The 16,322-nt window shown below is 47.7% G+C and carries 13 protein-coding genes; 3 read left to right on the top strand and 10 right to left on the bottom strand.

Annotation, left to right across the window (positions count from 1 at the left end; genetic code table 11):
- Positions 1-38: 38 nt before the first annotated feature.
- The 3 genes from AC6EJC_RS06680 to AC6EJC_RS06670 form a co-directional block, all read right to left on the bottom strand.
- The gene (locus AC6EJC_RS06680) at positions 39-1,805 is read right to left on the bottom strand and encodes a UbiD family decarboxylase (protein WP_444953280.1); all 1,767 of its coding nucleotides are present in this window, start codon (positions 1,803-1,805) and stop codon (positions 39-41) included.
- A gap of 130 nt (positions 1,806-1,935) precedes the next feature.
- On the bottom strand, positions 1,936-2,868 hold the full coding sequence (locus AC6EJC_RS06675) for a COX15/CtaA family protein (protein WP_444953279.1): 933 nt from the start codon (positions 2,866-2,868) through the stop codon (positions 1,936-1,938).
- A 216-nt stretch (positions 2,869-3,084) separates the two neighbouring features.
- Positions 3,085-3,429 (bottom strand): thioredoxin family protein, encoded by a 345-nt coding sequence (locus AC6EJC_RS06670; RefSeq protein WP_444953278.1) that lies wholly within the window; start codon positions 3,427-3,429, stop codon positions 3,085-3,087.
- Positions 3,430-3,665: 236 nt separating this feature from the next.
- Between AC6EJC_RS06670 and AC6EJC_RS06665 the strand changes: the two genes are divergently transcribed.
- On the top strand, positions 3,666-4,955 hold the full coding sequence (locus AC6EJC_RS06665; RefSeq protein ID WP_444953277.1) for a DUF2515 family protein: 1,290 nt from the start codon (positions 3,666-3,668) through the stop codon (positions 4,953-4,955).
- 17 nt (positions 4,956-4,972) lie between these two features.
- Here AC6EJC_RS06665 and AC6EJC_RS06660 read toward each other — a convergent pair whose 3' ends face one another.
- The 7 genes from AC6EJC_RS06660 to AC6EJC_RS06630 all read right to left on the bottom strand — a co-directional run bounded on the left by AC6EJC_RS06660 (position 4,973) and on the right by AC6EJC_RS06630 (position 14,114).
- Positions 4,973-6,607 (bottom strand): putative polysaccharide biosynthesis protein, encoded by a 1,635-nt coding sequence (locus AC6EJC_RS06660; protein WP_444953276.1) that lies wholly within the window; start codon positions 6,605-6,607, stop codon positions 4,973-4,975.
- A gap of 132 nt (positions 6,608-6,739) precedes the next feature.
- Positions 6,740-7,219, bottom strand: coding sequence for a DUF456 domain-containing protein (locus tag AC6EJC_RS06655; protein WP_061829850.1), 480 nt, complete (start codon positions 7,217-7,219; stop codon positions 6,740-6,742).
- A gap of 50 nt (positions 7,220-7,269) precedes the next feature.
- Positions 7,270-8,019, bottom strand: a complete 750-nt coding sequence (locus AC6EJC_RS06650; RefSeq protein ID WP_444953275.1) for a Cof-type HAD-IIB family hydrolase — start codon at positions 8,017-8,019, stop codon at positions 7,270-7,272.
- Between the two features lie 80 nt (positions 8,020-8,099).
- The gene (locus AC6EJC_RS06645) at positions 8,100-10,178 is read right to left on the bottom strand and encodes a peptidoglycan D,D-transpeptidase FtsI family protein (protein WP_444953274.1); all 2,079 of its coding nucleotides are present in this window, start codon (positions 10,176-10,178) and stop codon (positions 8,100-8,102) included.
- 183 nt (positions 10,179-10,361) lie between these two features.
- Complete coding sequence (locus AC6EJC_RS06640; protein WP_444953273.1) at positions 10,362-12,443, bottom strand: peptidoglycan D,D-transpeptidase FtsI family protein; 2,082 nt, start codon at positions 12,441-12,443, stop codon at positions 10,362-10,364.
- 20 nt (positions 12,444-12,463) lie between these two features.
- Positions 12,464-13,615 (bottom strand): transglutaminase domain-containing protein, encoded by a 1,152-nt coding sequence (locus AC6EJC_RS06635; RefSeq protein ID WP_444953272.1) that lies wholly within the window; start codon positions 13,613-13,615, stop codon positions 12,464-12,466.
- Positions 13,616-13,631: 16 nt separating this feature from the next.
- Positions 13,632-14,114: a hypothetical protein gene (locus tag AC6EJC_RS06630; RefSeq protein ID WP_444953271.1), complete on the bottom strand. Its 483-nt coding sequence runs from the start codon at positions 14,112-14,114 to the stop codon at positions 13,632-13,634.
- A gap of 223 nt (positions 14,115-14,337) precedes the next feature.
- Between AC6EJC_RS06630 and AC6EJC_RS06625 the strand changes: the two genes are divergently transcribed.
- Both AC6EJC_RS06625 and AC6EJC_RS06620 read left to right on the top strand, forming a co-directional pair.
- Entirely contained in the window at positions 14,338-15,507 is a 1,170-nt protein-coding gene (locus tag AC6EJC_RS06625) for an MFS transporter (protein WP_444953270.1), read from the top strand.
- Positions 15,508-15,909: 402 nt separating this feature from the next.
- Complete coding sequence (locus tag AC6EJC_RS06620; protein WP_444953269.1) at positions 15,910-16,254, top strand: toprim domain-containing protein; 345 nt, start codon at positions 15,910-15,912, stop codon at positions 16,252-16,254.
- Positions 16,255-16,322: the final 68 nt, after the last annotated feature.

Genomic DNA, 16,322 nt, shown 5'->3' with positions numbered 1-16,322 from the left:
TATAAATGTAAAATCCGGCTGTAGGTTTAATTAGGGCGTCAAGCGAAATAACTCGTCCATCGTTGATCTACAAGCTTAACAATATCCTCACGCGGCAACACCTCATCCGGATACCCCGGCTTCATACGCGCATCCACTACAATCGGCAGCTTATAGTTCAGATGATGCAAACGCACTTCGCTGTCCGCGTACATATCCGTAGCCGGGTTAAAGCGTGTGAATACCGTCCACAGGAACGAGGCTTGAGAGCGAACGACTTCTTTGGCATCGTCCACAATAAAGACGAGCGGCCACTCTTGCTCACCCGCAGCTAATCGCTCCAATACACGTGCAGCCAGTTCAGGCTCTTGCTCAAAGGACGCACCTGATACGACGAGGCAACCTCCGCAATACGGCTCTATTTCGCGAATACCCGGCAGATCGCCTCCCTCATAAGCGCGAGGCAGTTCACGCACAGGCTCACCTACGCCCATCAAAATCGCTTTACTGCCATGATTCAGCTTACGGCCCGTGTAATCCAGTGTATCGTGAGACGTATGATTGAAAATAAATAAATCCCTTGCTGGATTAAATCGCTCCAGAATGGTTTCCAGCAGCAGGTTAAAGTCAGATAAATCAATCACCCGATCCGTCAGCATCAGGAATTTGGTCAATGACAATTGGCCTTGACCCAAAATGGTAAAGCCGGATACAAGCGCTTCACGGGAGTAGCTTTCACGCACGACTGCCGCTGCCAGCGCATGTACGCCGGTTTCCGCATACGCCCACAGCGACTTGACGGAAGGCATCACAAGCGGATAGGCGGGCGACAACAGACGTTGCAAAAACTCGCCGAGATAGTAATCTTCCTGTCGTGGCTTACCTACAATAGTTGCCGGATAAATGGCATCCTTGCGGTGGTACATATGTTTAACATGAAATACAGGGAAATCATGCTGTAATGAGTAGTATCCAAAATGATCGCCAAACGGTCCTTCCGGGCGGCGTTCATGAGGCGGCACATAACCGCTGATCGCAAATTCGGCTTCTGCCGGAATGCGATGACCCCCAAGTGGGTCTTCTGTCATTGGCAGCTTGCCTCCCATAATAAGCGAAGCCAGCAACAGCTCTGGCAAGTTTTCCGGTGCTGGAGCAATTGCAGACGCAATCAAGGCAGGAGGGCCACCGATGATTACCGTCGTAGGCAACGGCTCATTACGCAACTCCGCTTCATGATAATGAAAGCCGCCGCCTTTATGAATTTGCCAGTGAATCCCCGTCGTCTGATCATCATAAATCTGAATGCGGTACATTCCCAGATTATGATCCTTCGACTGACCTGGCTTCTCGGTATACACGAGCGGAAGTGTAATGAACGGCCCCCCGTCCTCATGCCAACTGGTCACTCTAGGCAGTGGAGCCAGCGGAGCATCTGTACGACGAACTCCCAACACAGGAGCCTCGCTATGAGATACTGTTTTTAGCCCTACTTTTAGCATGTCCTTAATCAGGCCACGTTCATTCCACAATGCTTTGGGTGTAGGTGGAAGCAATGTTTTGCTTGCTCCTACAATCGCATTCATCAGTTGCTCTGGACGAGGACCAAAAGCCATGTCCACACGGCGATTCGTGCCAAACAGATTACTCGCTACAGGAAAGGGGGTGCCTTTTACATTCGTGAATAGCAGTGCCGGGCCTTCTTCCTCAATGACTCTGCGATGAATCTCAGCCAGTTCCAAATAAGGATCGACAGGTGCCTCTATAATTTTAAGAAGATTTTCTTTACGTAGCGCTTCAATAAATTGGCGCAAATTCTGGTAGATCAACTGGACGATTCCTCCTAAGCAAATCAAGCCCTCGAGAAACTCGTGGGCCTAGTTTGTTTCTTATATGCTATTATACGTGTTTGAGCGCCTCTTGGGCAAAATATCCGTTTCACTATGATCAATGAAATGCTTAGGTACGTTGTGTTTGAGTCGAAACAAGGTTGCGATCCGGCGACAATTGCCATACACGATAGCTCAAATAACACAAAATGGAGAACAATGTGGCAATCACCAGCATATGTCCCAACACAACAAACATGTAAATTTCAGGTCTGGTGAAATACAGCAAGCTAATTCCAATAAGTACCTGAAGCATGATTAACACTACCGAAACGACACCCAATACACGAATATCTCGATGCTTTGGATGATAACGGTACGAGTAGTGGCCTACAGCCAGGATAATGATAAATAATAGTCCAGACGAAAGCTGATGCAGCAGCAGCGGAGATATAATGCCGCCGAGATTTACAACCTTCTGGATGACTGAGTGACTGAGAAGCGCACCCGAGTAAACAGCAATATACGTATAAATCGTCGATAGCCATATAAAGTTGCGATAGCCCCGGCTGACAGGTTCAGCGACCAATCGCGGAGTATAACGTGAATCCGCATGCTCCTTCCACGCCCCCAGCGTCATCATGGTCGCACTGGCAAAAGCAATAAGCGCAAAGCCGAAATGCAACCCCATGACTGCAGCCGATTGGGAAAACAAAACAGCCAACGCCCCCATCGCTCCTTGTATTATGACAAACAATAGAGTGAGCAGCGAGAATAACTGTAAATCCTTCCGATGCTTCATAAACAGCAAAAAGCCGACAAAGGAGGCGACAGAAAGCAGCCCGGCCATAGCGCTGACAGAGCGGTGCGTAAATTCAATGATGGATGCGATCGTATGTGCCGGAACCAACTTACCATTACAAAGCGGAAATTCCCGTCCACAGCCGAGACCAGAATCCGTCCGCGTCACGACACCTCCACCGAAGGTAGCCAAAAACATAACAATACATGTTACGAGTGCCAACCATTTTAATATTCTGATTTTGTTGTTCAAAGAATTCACCCGTATCCTTCCAAATATAATATTTATTCACTTTATATGTTGTGAAATGATCACTTAAAGTAATTATAACTGATATATGGTTCCTTGACATACGAGCTTTGTTGACAAAATGTGAACGTGTCCGTGAGAAAGCCGCCCCCTTTAGAAGGAAGCGGCTTTCTGAATGTCTTGATGTTTAAGATTCACTTCAGAACCATCATGCATGAACAGCATCCATTATTTTGCCAAGCTAGCGTGGACTTCAACAGCCCGATCCAAAAATTGCTCAATTTCCTCGCGGGATTTGCGCAGTCTGTTCACCAGACGCACCAGCTCGCGCCCTTCACTGTATGCGATAAAGCTGGGAATACCCAAAACGTTTTGCTCTTGGCTGACACTTTCAGCCTGCTCTACATCAATCTCAATTAATGTAAGCTTGTTTGCATATTGTTGTTCCACATCAGGCATGAACGGATCAATAAAATGGCAATCCCCACACCAGTCCGCCTTAAACACAGCCACCGTTACGCCGGGAGTGGATATTGCCTTATTAAAGTCTTCATGAGAGACGATTTTTTGCATGGATAATTCCTCCTTCATTTCTTTTTGTGCAGAAGAGATTGTACTTTCTATTGTAACGCCAAGTGAAGCTTTTGCACACTCCCCTATTCTGCTCACATGCCGATTGGAAGCCCTCCCATTGAGGCATACTAAAGATATACTTAAGAATCCACATAAGCGACGACACCCTAACAGCATGCCCAACATACTTGGCAGGATACGGGGATGCTTCCACTTGGAAAGGAGGTTATTTAAACATGTCTCTCACCGAATGGCTCCATGTAGCATCACGACAGCTTCAGGGAGGGCTAAAGTTACTGGGTTCCGTTCCGCGTGTTGCGGAGGAGGTTTGGGAGGGCAAACGGGCGGCCTGGACTGAATCCCGCAAATTACGCTATCCCCTGCGTGAATTACCGTGGGATTATCATACAGCACAGGCCGCAATGGATGAAGCCGAAGCGTTAATGCTGGTTAATAGACCCGCTACGCGTCCCTCTTCTCTGAATATGCCCTTATGCGAAACAGACTGTGAGCTGCTGGAGCGGATCAAGAACGATACAGCACAGGAGAATCGCAGCAACGTCACCCGCACTGCCGCTTACCTTGAATGCTATCGTGGCTACCCGGAGTTACACTGGGCACTACTGGCCCACCTGGTTTCTCGTAATGGCGGCTATAATATGACTGATCTGAAAGGTGGCCTGATCGGCAACCTGTTCGGTGAACAGGAAAAGGAATGGCTGTATCGGCTACTGGAGCGCTGTAACGCCCTTATTTTTCAGGACGCTTATCCGCAGCTGCAACTTTACATGCACAGCCGTCATTTGGGTCGGAGTTGCTTTCATTTGTTGCCTTATTTTCACGTTTCGCCATTCATGAAGCCCTTTTGGGAACGTTTCTGGGCTTGGCGGGATAGCTCTCTGTTGACTGTGGCGCTCATCATTAATGAACAAAACTATATTGAAGGACGTGTGGTGAAAGATCCGTATTTTCAAAAATTTGTGACACACAAGCCGGGCTTTTATTTGCATGACTGGCTCCAGCTTAATCAGGTTATATTTCCACTTGGGCTAAACGGTGGACTTGCCGGACTTGTGATGGAGCGTTTCGGCCATCTGGACGAGCGGATCGGGTTTGGCAAAAGTCTCTACGCTATGCTCTTCGGCCATCAGCAGGTGCTGGACCAGGTATCAGCATTCGCTAACAGTGTGCCGCATACGGGTTCACGCAGCGACTATTGGCCCGGATTGTTCACCCCGAATGAACAAAAAGCGCTGCGCTCTCCAGAAGAGAGTGCAACGCTTTTAGCACATGAATGGCTACCGCCAGGACAACGTCTGTACAGCCCGGAGCTGAACACCGTCTGGTCAGATACGGCTTATGATCCGATCCCCCGTTATGACTGGTTTCAGGACGGTTCCACGCTTGGGCATCTCAGCGAACCAAGGCGACCGCTGTTATTTGCCATGCGCCATGAGCATCGCCATGGCATCCAAAAAACAGCAATGGCCCACGATGCCCATAACAGCTTGCAGCCTTTCCACTGAAAAGCTGGAGAACTCTTTTAGCCTCGTTGTCCTGTGGACTCACGCTGTAGGCGCATTAGCGGACGCAGTACCTTTTGCAACACACGCGGGTAGTTGCCCAGCTCGTCCCTACGCAATACGCGCAGTACAACCAGCAATACCAAGTAGCATACCAGTACAGCCGCTCCGGCAATGCAGCACGCGATCAAGAAGGCCACACGCGCAGGCATCAGGTGCACCAGCAGAATACAGGCTTCATTTACACCGTATCCGATAGCTCCCGAGACGACGACTGCGGTTAGGAAACCTGCCCAGCGACGGCCCATGATTGAGAAGGAGACGATCCCTTTAAGCACACGCAAATTCAGCAACGTAATCACGAGGAAACATAATCCGGTTGCGGCAATGATCCCGTAAATCCCAAGCCAACCAGCCAGTAGCCAGCTTGCTGCAAACTTGACGACGATACCGACCATGACATTAACCATTGAAATACGCGGCTTGCCCATACCGATCAGTATCGAGTTAGAGGTCATCATCGTAATCTGGAATATCGTTCCGAGTGTCAGAACAGCGATAATACCACTGCCTCCAAGCGAGCTGAACAGTAAACCATTAATAGAATAGGCGGTTACACATAAAGCCAGCACAATCGGCATTCCAGTCAAAATAGAGATACGCAAGGCCAGCGTCATCTGATTTTGTAAATGCTGCTCATCCTTACGGGCAAAAGCCGCCGAAATGATCGGAATGAGCGATTGGCTGAGCGCTATTGCCAAAATCGGCGGAATCCCCGCCACACTCTGTGCCCGAGAGCCCAGATAACCCAACTGAGTAGTCGCCTGATCCAATCCCACTTGACCGGACAGCAGTCTAACCACAATCGACGTATCAATAAAGTTGACCGCCGGAACGGTCAGAGACGACAATACAATGGGAATGGAAAGCTTGAAAATATCTTTGTAAATACGCATCATCGGTAGCGCGGAGCTTTCCTCTTGGAATTGCTCTTGACGATCCTGTCGATCCTGGCGACGCAATTTCACCGTGTAGTACAACATGACCGCCAGAGCGCCAATGCTTCCCATGACACCTCCAAAGGAGGCCCCGGCTGCAACCTCACGATCTCCATAACCAAGCTTCAAGATAATAAAGGCGAGCAAAATTGCGGTTGCCACCCGTGCGATCTGCTCCACAATTTGTGAAATACCGCCTGCGGTCATATTACCGCGCCCTTGGAAGTACCCGCGCATCATGGCAATGGCAGGAAACAGCAGTAAAGCTGGTGCCAAAGCCTGAATGGCCAAAGCGGATTGCGGAACCCCTGCTACATGCTCAGCAAAATAAGGCGCTCCAAAATACAGCAGCGCTGTAATGATAATGCCTGCCGCGGCCGCGAATATCAAAGCCGCATGATACACACGTCGCGCTTCCGATGGCCGATTCAGCGCATAACGTTCCGAAACCATTTTGCTCAATGTGCTTGGAATGCCGGCCGTAGCGACCGTGAGCAGCATCAAATAAGCGTTGTTCGCGATTGTAAACGAGGCGTTCCCGACGGAACCGAGCAGATGCTCCAATGGAACGCGCTGTACCAGACCTAGCACTCTTGCCACCAAGGCGGCAGCGGCTAAAATAAGCGTACCTTTAAGGAATGTTTCTTTATTGGACAAAATGCGTTCCCTTCTTTCTTGCTGTTCACACGCATGCAAAAGCCCCGCAAAAACAGTCATGGCCTGAGCCATCACCGGTGCGGAGCCGCATGTCGATTCTGTCTCTGCAAATCATAATAAACGAACCTCGGGTTATAACACCCAAATCAAGAATACAATAATCATGGCAAGCTGCAAAATCACTTTCATCACGGTGCTGGTAAAGAGGCCCAAGACAGAGCCGAAGCCCACTTTTATAGCTCGATCCAGTGGGGCTTTGCCAATCAGCTCACCCAGTACAGCGCCGATAAATGGTCCCAAAATCAGACCGAATGCCGGAATAACAAAGGGACCAATAATAATCCCGACAGTGCTGAGGATTGCTGACAGACGCGAGCCACCAAATCGCTTGACTCCCCACGCATTCACAGCATAATCCGCAACAAAAAGTGCAACGACGATTAGTGTTTGTATAATCCAAAACAATGCATTGTATGGAGCAAACGAGAAAAACCAGCCGTATACAAAAAATGCAAAATAGATGGCGAGCGCCCCCGGCAATACGGGATATACCGCCCCAGCCATGCCAACAATGAAAAGTACAATGACAACAATCCAGCCTACAACGTCCATGGGCCTCCTCCTTCTCGTCCATTCATCCTGCTTGCTGCATCATTCATTTATTACACAAGCACATAATCGCGGATCACTTCTACAATACCGTCCTCATTATTCGACGCCACGACCAAATCAGCCGCTTCTTTTACCGTATCCTGAGCATTCCCCATCGCTACGCCCAGTCCAGCCGCTTGAATCACAGCCAGATCATTCAAACTGTCACCAACGGCAACCACCTGCTCCATAGTAATGCCAAGCAGGTCGCACACTTCAGCGATTCCACTGGCTTTGGATATACCAGCCGGGTTAATTTCCAGATTCGTCATCGAAGAATTGGAAATTTCAAGTCCCCCCATGTCCTGAAGCTTAAGCAAAATTTGGTGGCGAATTTCGTCATTTTCCGTATTATAACCGAATTTAAGCCATTCCTGTGTGTCCAATGTATCCGGCCAACGATCTCTGTTATATAATTCCTCTGTTGAGTAAGCCCAGAACCATGAGCCTGTTTCTACAGCAATCTGGTGCATCTTGCGAACAAGCTCCTTATCAAGTAAATAGCGGCGCCACAACTCGTGGGGTGATTTCCACACCTCACTGCCGTTTACTGTTACCATTGGGGTCTCCAGGCCGAGTTGCTGACCGTAGGGCAGAGCATGCATCGCTGCCCGTCCGGTGGACAAGCATACATGAATTCCTTCCTGAATCGCCTTGTTAATCCAGTTAATCGTATCCAAGGTAATTTCATGATTATCGTTCAGTAAAGTTCCATCCATGTCGAGCGCAAGCAGTTTGTATTTATATTGGTTTTCTCCCATAGTCTCTTCCTCCTGTATGTCCCTTATGTCCAACGACATTTTACCATGAAAAAGAGAAGCCCACAAAAGAATTCAAGTCCTCATTTCGCTGCCAGAGGCTTTTTAGGGGTACCATCTAGCCCATATACTTCGTCATACGCATCAAATATTTTACGCGCAACCGGTCCCGCGCTCGTCGCACCAAAGCCCCCTTCAGGAATAATGACCGCTACAGCCAGCTTCGGATTTTGACGCGGAGCAAAAGCAATGAACACCCCGTTGTCTTTAACCGTACGTCCCACTACCTGCTGAGAAGTCCCCGTTTTACGGGCATAATCATAAGGAAATCCGTTAAATGCTTTAACATCCGTAGCCATGCCGCGAATCACTGTATTCCAGTACGTATCTGAAAAAGCGACCTCATTCAGCACCTTCGGCTTAAATTCACGTACGCGATTCCCCTGATCATCCACAATTTTGCTGACCAAATGAGGCTGCATACGCTTGCCCTTTGTTGCCAGCACAGTCGTATACTGGGCCAGCTGCATCGCCGTATATTTCCCCTGTTGACCAAACGATGCCTGTACTAAACGTGTCAGCGCACTTTCATGCTTGCTCGTATACTCAAGTCTGCCTGCCCACTCGCCCGGCAGATCGACTTCGGTCGGTACGCCTAATCCAAATTCTTTCATATACTTGTCCCATACATCAATCCCCTGATGCACCCCTGCATTACTTCCATATTTGGCATACAACGGCTTGCCGATCATATCCACCATGAAAGTATTCGACGAGAACTCAATTGCCCTGCTAGGTGTCAGAGGACCATACACATGTCCGCCCGAATTACCGACCCGGCTGGAGCGATTTTTGCCGTAGTATGCGCTTCCCGTATCCTGATAAGTTTGTCCAGGAGAAAACAAGTTTTCCTTTAACCCGATCAGCACGGTTAGAGGTTTAATGGTTGAACCCAGCAGCACCGAGGATTCCGGGTGCGGACCCGCTTTTCCGCTAGGTACGGATTTAATCGTTCCATTCCCCATTTTATGCTGAATTTCGTCATATACCGAAGGCGATGTACTTCCCGTTTTCCATACATTAGAATCATAATCCGGCATACTGGCCATTGCCACAACATTTCCGGTCTCTACCTCCATCGCTACAGCGAAGCCAGTGGTTGCATCTTGATGGAGTTTCCCCGATACGGCATGAGTATGAAGCCAGCGAAGCTGATCCATAATCGCTTGCTCGGTTTTTTGCTGAATTTCCTTGTTGATGGTGGAATACAGATGATGTCCTTTGTGCGGAGGAGTAATCGATTCAACGCCCTCCGGCATGCTGCGCGGATTGACTTCTACCGTTTTATAGCCGTTTTTTCCTCTCAGCTCGTCCTGGTATTGCAGCTCCAGGCCATCATATCCAACCGTTTCACTTTCCAGGTAAACCTGTTCTGGTCTTAGAACCTCCGAATTAGCTTGGTACAGCTCTTTATATTTGGTTCGGTTCGCACGGGCTCCTTTGAACTTGTACATATATCCAATCGCTTGGACCGCTACCCGATCCGGGTCATAATGGCGGACACTTTCTTCTACTACCTCCACGCCAGGAAACTCTGTCCGATGCTCCAGAAAATAAGCGATTTCCTCCTGACTCAGGTCGGATTTGACCAAACGTGGGGTAAACCCCCTATATTGATTATAGTCCGGGTCCAGTCGCTTTTTAATTTCCTCTGCATCAAGCTGCTCTCCTTCGATACGCCCCAGTTCGTTTAATTTGGCAGCAAGCTTGGCAGCAAAAGCATTGAGCTCAGGGAGCAGCTTTTCCCCCGGCTTGCGGTTTTTCTCCGTACGCTTGCTATAATCCTTGGATAAGGTTACATACAGGGACTGTATTGGAGTCGAATACGCCAGCTTAACCGTACCTGTGGAGTCATAAATCGTGCCGCGACTCGGGGCTAACGGGACATTTTTCGTATTCACGGATTGCTGCTCCCCCTTCAGCTCTTCCGATTGTACAAACTGCAATACAGCTAGTCTGGTAATAATAAGGGCAAACAGCACAAAAGCACTAAAAAACAGTAAGTTGGTTCGTAAAACCGTCCGCTTTTTTCGTGACTCTTCATTCTCTTCATGATTTTTCTTTTTGAATGAAAACTTTTTATCCAAACTTCTTCTGTCCATATTCTCTGGTCATTACTCCTTCCGATTAGGTTTTCATATTCCTGATCCTACCATATCCAAAGCAATAAACGATGAATTCTAAGATGACAATTTTGTAAGAAAACGTAGAAAAAGCATAAAAAAGCTTCCCTCAACACAAAGGCTGAGGAAAGCTTTATAAAATAAATTTGGTGTATGAATTAATTATGGCTGTTTGACTGTATTGGGATCAGTTGCCGCGGCATCCTTTTTCTTAGGCACTCCGTCCAATCCATAAACTTCGTCGTAAGCATCAAAAATTTTGCGTGCCACAGGCCCGGCGCTCCATGCCCCGAAGCCCCCTTCAGGAATGACAACTGCTACAGCCAGTTTGGGATTCTGACGTGGTGCAAAGGCGATAAATACCCCGTTATCTTTTAGTTCTCTGCCTACACTTTGCTGCGATGTCCCCGTTTTGCGAGCAAAGTCATACGGAAAGCCGTTAAATGCGCTGACGTCAGTCGCCATCCCGCGAATCACCTCGTTCCAGTAAGCATCAGGGAAATTCACTTCATTCAACACCTTCGGCTTAATCGTTTGGACTACATTGCCGTTAGTGTCTTTAATTTGACTGACCAAATGCGGCTCCATCCGTTTGCCCTTGGTAGCAATCATTGTTGTGTACTGGGCAAGTTGCATTGGAGTATACTTGCCTTGCTGGCCAAAAGAAGCATATGCCAGTCTGGAAAGAGCTGACTCGTCTTTCTTCGTATATTCTAAAAGCCCCTTGAACTCACCAGGCAGGTCAACTCCTGTAGATACACCCAATCCAAATTGTTTCATATATTTATCCCAAACACTTATGCCCTGCTCAACTGATGCATTATTTTTATACTTGTTATATAAACGTTCTCCAACCATATCTACCATAAAGGCATTGGAGGAATGGCGAATTGCGGTAGCCGGGTCCATTGAACCGTATACATGGCCAGATGAGTTGCGCACCCGTGAGGAGTTGTTACGTCCAAAATAAGCCGCTCCCGTGTCTTGATAGTACGTATTTGTTGTAAACAGTCCTTCTTCCAATCCAATAAGAACAGACAGCGGCTTAATAGTTGATCCGAGAAGCACGGTAGAATCTGGGTGCTGTCCAGGTTGGCCAGAGCCAACGTTCTTAATTGTACCGTTTTGATAAACATGTTCAATCTCTTTATATTTTTCTGTCGAAATTGTACCGGTTTGCCAGTAATTCGCATCATAATCCGGCATGCTCGCCATGGCTACAACATTACCGGTATCCACTTCCATGGCCACAGCGAATCCCGTTTTGGCATAAGGATGAGTCCTGCCAGATACAGCGTGTGTATGGAGCCATCTTAATTGATCCTTAATGGCTTCTTCCGTTTTAACCTGAATCTCTTTATTAATCGTGGAATAAATATTGTTTCCCTTTTGCGGAGGAGTAACGGAATCTACACCTTCCGGCATGTTGCGCGGATCTATCGGGACGGTTTTATAGCCATTTTTTCCCCGTAACTGTTCCTGATACTGTAGTTCCAGTCCATCAAAGCCAACAGATTCGTTATCCATATAGATGAGGCCCGGATCATTTTCAGCTGACATGGATTTTTGAATATTCTTATATTTAGGCAACGTTTCACGCGCACTTTTGTAGCTTTTAATATAACCGACCGCTTGAACAGCCACCGTATCAGGATCGTAATGACGTACCGTTTCTTCTACGACATCTACGCCCGGAAACTCACTCTTATGCTCCATAAAATAAGCGACTTCGTCCGGAGTAAGATTGGTTTTAATCAGACGCGGCGTAAAACCACTAAATCGTTGATAGTTCCGGTCCATAGCGTCCATAATTTGCGCTGCCGTCATTTTTGGCTCATCTTTGTTACCATATTGAGCAAACCGATTTGCCAGCTTTTGTGTCATCTTTTCCAGCTCAGGCAACAGCTTTTTATCTGGATTACGCTTTTCTTCCAAGCTGTCACTATAATTCTTGGAGAGCGTGATATACAGCGATTGTACAGGTGTAGAATACGCCAGTCTGTTTTGCCCGGTTGAATCGTAAATCGTTCCGCGAATCGGCGTAAGCGGTACATTTTTGGTAACATTACTGGCCTCCTGCTGCTTAAGCTGAGGGCCTTCCACAAATTGAAGTATCGCCAGTCTTACAATAATGACCGTAAATATAATGAACGAGCTGAAAAAGAACAGATTGATCCGGAAGCTGAATCTTTTTCGATCGGACGTCTCATTGTCTTTTCCCTGCTCGTTGTCCATCTTTCTCATGTGCTCTTTTCCACTCCTTTTTAAATCACTTTATCCTTGATATGTGTTTGGGCAAAACCAGGTGGATTAAACCAGTCCCCACTTTGCGCCCAGGTTGGGTCTAGAGGTACCCACTGATCCTGTCCGCTCAAATACACTTCATTCCAAGCATGGGAACCGTAGCCTCCCTGTCCGTTGTAACCAAGCCCTGTTACCACCTTGACCTGTAGTCCCTGCGAACGAGCCATCATCGCATACAGGCGGGCATAATCAATGCAGACTCCTTTACGTGTATCAAACGTATCTCTGGGGGTCTGTTCATGCCAGTCACCACGTCGCTCATAGGCTTCTACCTTACCGTAATCATAGCTAATGCGGGTGCCTACCCATTCATACAACGCTCTGGCTTTTTGTTCATCACCGCTAATCCCCTGTGTAATCTTGGCCGCAGCCTGACCGATATCGTTCGGAATGTCCCGGTCGATTATTTCGTATTTGCGCTGCATGATACCATTTAATTCCTTGGTAACGGCCTGCGTGAATACGGGCAGCTTATCCTTAATCAGAGTACCGGACAACGGCTCAATGACCGATTGTGCCCCTTGCTTATAAATCGGTGAAGCTTGTACGTAGCTGCTAAACCCACTGTCCGGGTACAGACTTACCCCTATGAACAGCAGGGCGATGACCATGATGGCGCGTGCTCCACCGATAAGAGTACCTATTCCGGCCCCAGCCACTCTGCTGAAAAAGCCTGATTTTTTTTCTTGCTCACGGAGAGAAGAATCTGACTTGCCACCTACCATCAATACATAAATTGCACGTAATACAAACTGGGCGATAGCGTAACTGAGCATGAACAATACGGCAAACCGCAGCAGCGGAAAACCCTCTAACCCCGCCACAAGCGTATAATAAAATTGCTCAATCCCACTTAGTTCCCGCTGCGGCAAATGCTCCATATAAGCAGCCAGCCATTGCTGCACCTTCGGTGAAAGCCACATGGCTAACCCGAGCGAGCACAAAATACCCGCCACAGTCAGTATGCCATCCACAATGAGACTGAACAGCGCCCCTACAGATCTGGAAGCTCCTCGCCTCCAGCCCTGAATTAACGACAACAGTACAATGGCGATCAAAAACACCGTCACACCATTCCAATGAAGAATAGGCTCCAGCCAGGATGGTTTCATTGTGTTCCTCCTGTCTCTACGGCGACTGTGGCGACTGTGTTACAGTCGAGCCTTTCGCACCTTCAATATATTTCTTGACGGTATCGCCCATACTCCACTCGCCCAGCGACATCCCCTGAAACCATACCTTGACCTTGTCACCATCAAACGGACCTTTCACTTCCAGATTGGAACTCGTTACCGAAAACGTACCATCCGCGTTGGATGTGTATTTGGCATCCCGTCCCTCCTTGATCATCATGTTCAAGGCCTCACTCTGAACCTTGTTAATCGCATCATCCTTTGCCTGAGTAACAACCTTGCCGACCTGTTCAAAGGAAATACCGCTGTAGATTAGCAAGCCTGCAATCACGACAATGACAATCAGCCATTTTATGAGAGTTCTTACAACCTTCAATATGACTAACAATAGGACAAGCCCAATCAATATATACAGCCAGTTATCCTGAATGATCTGCCAATTATGTTCCAAAAACTCTGTCCAGACGCCCTTATCCATTTCGCTACACTCCCGTTTTAACTACATGATTCAAATTGCAAAATTGTCTCTGTAATTATACATGATTACGTGATGCCCTGTCAGCTTAGCTCTTTTACACACCTTGTCATTCAATTCTTGTCCATACAAAGTGGTCTATGTTCGTCCACTCCAGCGTACAACTTAGGAAGGGCCGATACGCAGGGCAACATGAAAGTTTACATTAGGGAAGGGGGTTATCCACTTGAAAACAGCCCTCTGGCTGTATCTCTTTTTGTTCATTGCCTTTTTCGATCTGCATGCACAATACCCTATTTTGACACCATTCGCTATCTCTCTGGGTGCAGCACCTACCTTTATCGGCTGGATGATGGGGATTTACTCACTGACTCACCTGCCTGGTAATTTGATGGCCGGCCCCAAGGTCGACAAACACGGCAGCCGCCGATATATTATGTTCAGCCTAACAGCCGCAGGCATCATCCTTATCATTCAATCGTACATTCACACACCGTGGGAATTACTTTTTCTTCGTGCGATTAGCGGTTTTGTGTTGGCCTTTTTATCTCCGGCCTGTCTGGCCATGTTGGCGCAGCTGTCCGATCATCCAGTTACGCAGGGCAAATATATGTCGGGACACGGTGTCGTTCACACGTTGGCCTCCGTCCTGTCTCCAGCCGCAGGCGCATTTATCGTAGCCAGTTTCGGCTTTAGTGAGACGTTTAGTTCCCTTGGCATCATTCTCGTAGTCACGGGACTAATGGCTTATTTCACCTTGCCCAAAACAGTACCCGCTCCGCAGGCCCAATTATCTGATGGTCATGCAACACCTGCTCCACTATTCGGGGCACAGACGCGTTTACCATTCAATTGGCGCTACCTGATCCTGCCTTTTGTTTTGGCGTGTGCACAAGGCATTTTATTTTATGAAATCCCATTACGGAATAACGGTTCTGCGTCCATGATGTCCACCGGATTGCTCTTTTCCATCATCAGTTTGGGAGCACTCTGTACACTTAGTCTGCTTTTTCTGAACAAATATTCACCGATGGTGCGACTACTTTGTGGCATTATTCTGATGTCACTAAGCTTCTACGCACTCGCCACCACGCCTGAAGCGACGATTGGCATCATACTTTTTATTCTGGGAACAGCCAAAGGCATCATTTTTCCAGCACTGGCCTCCCTCTTTATACGAATTGGAGGTGCGCGATTGGGCAAAACCTTTGCTCTACAGTCTATTGCAACATCTATCGGCTCCTTTGCCGGACCTGTACTGGCAGGTCAGCTACCCGATCACATTTCTCCTTTTTTTATCGCATTTCTGATTCTGATGACTGGTCTGCTATTCATTCCCGTTAAGCGCATATCTCCGACACCACCACTGTCTGCCTCAGGGCCTTATCATTCCTAGCTAAACTGAGGAGGTTGCTAATATGCTACCTTTAAAGCCCAAAATGCCATTTCAGAGGGCAAATGCACAGTACACTATCCCCCTATCCACATAGACTATTTTGACTGAACATTCACTAACAAAGGGAGGTGCAGCCTGTGAGCCACTGTCATCCTTGCCCTATTGGAACTTCAACTGGCACCATTCTTGTTCTTTATATTTTGCTCGTCATCATTCTCCGTACTTGCTGGATTTAATGTCTGAATTGCCCTAACATGTTGCCCCTTGTACCCATGCCTGCCACTTCTGGCAGGCTGTTTTGTTGTTTTTTGCATGAGAACCCCATTTGGAGCTACACTATACACATATTCTTTCATTTCCCGGGGAATTTCGCGCACAGGCATCAAGCAGGGGGTGAGCAAGATGACGATAACCGTGATCGTCGAAGGGAAAAATGACCGCAGTAAACTTCGCCGATTGCTTGACCCGGAGGTTAACATTTTATGCACCTTCGGCACACTAAACTCTATAAAACTGGAATCCCTCCGCAAACGGGCCAAGCACGACGAAATATTTTTATTTATGGACAATGACAGCTCAGGAAAAAAAATAAGGGGCGTTCTTGCAGACTCTTTTCCGGATGCATTTCATATGTATACACGCAAAGGCTATGCTGGCGTAGAAGGCACTCCTGACGAATATGTGATCGCTCAATTGGAAAAAGCAGGGTTGGAAGAATACATTATATACCCGCCACCTGTTCTTTAGTCTCGAAAATAACAAAAAAAGCTGTCCTTAGGCCGCTTTCATGCCTGTTGGACAGCTCTATGGTGCAC

The organism is Paenibacillus sp. TY11 (assembly GCF_059772165.1).
Note: the sequence above shows the minus strand (reverse complement) of the source record. Positions and strands in the feature narration are given on the sequence as shown.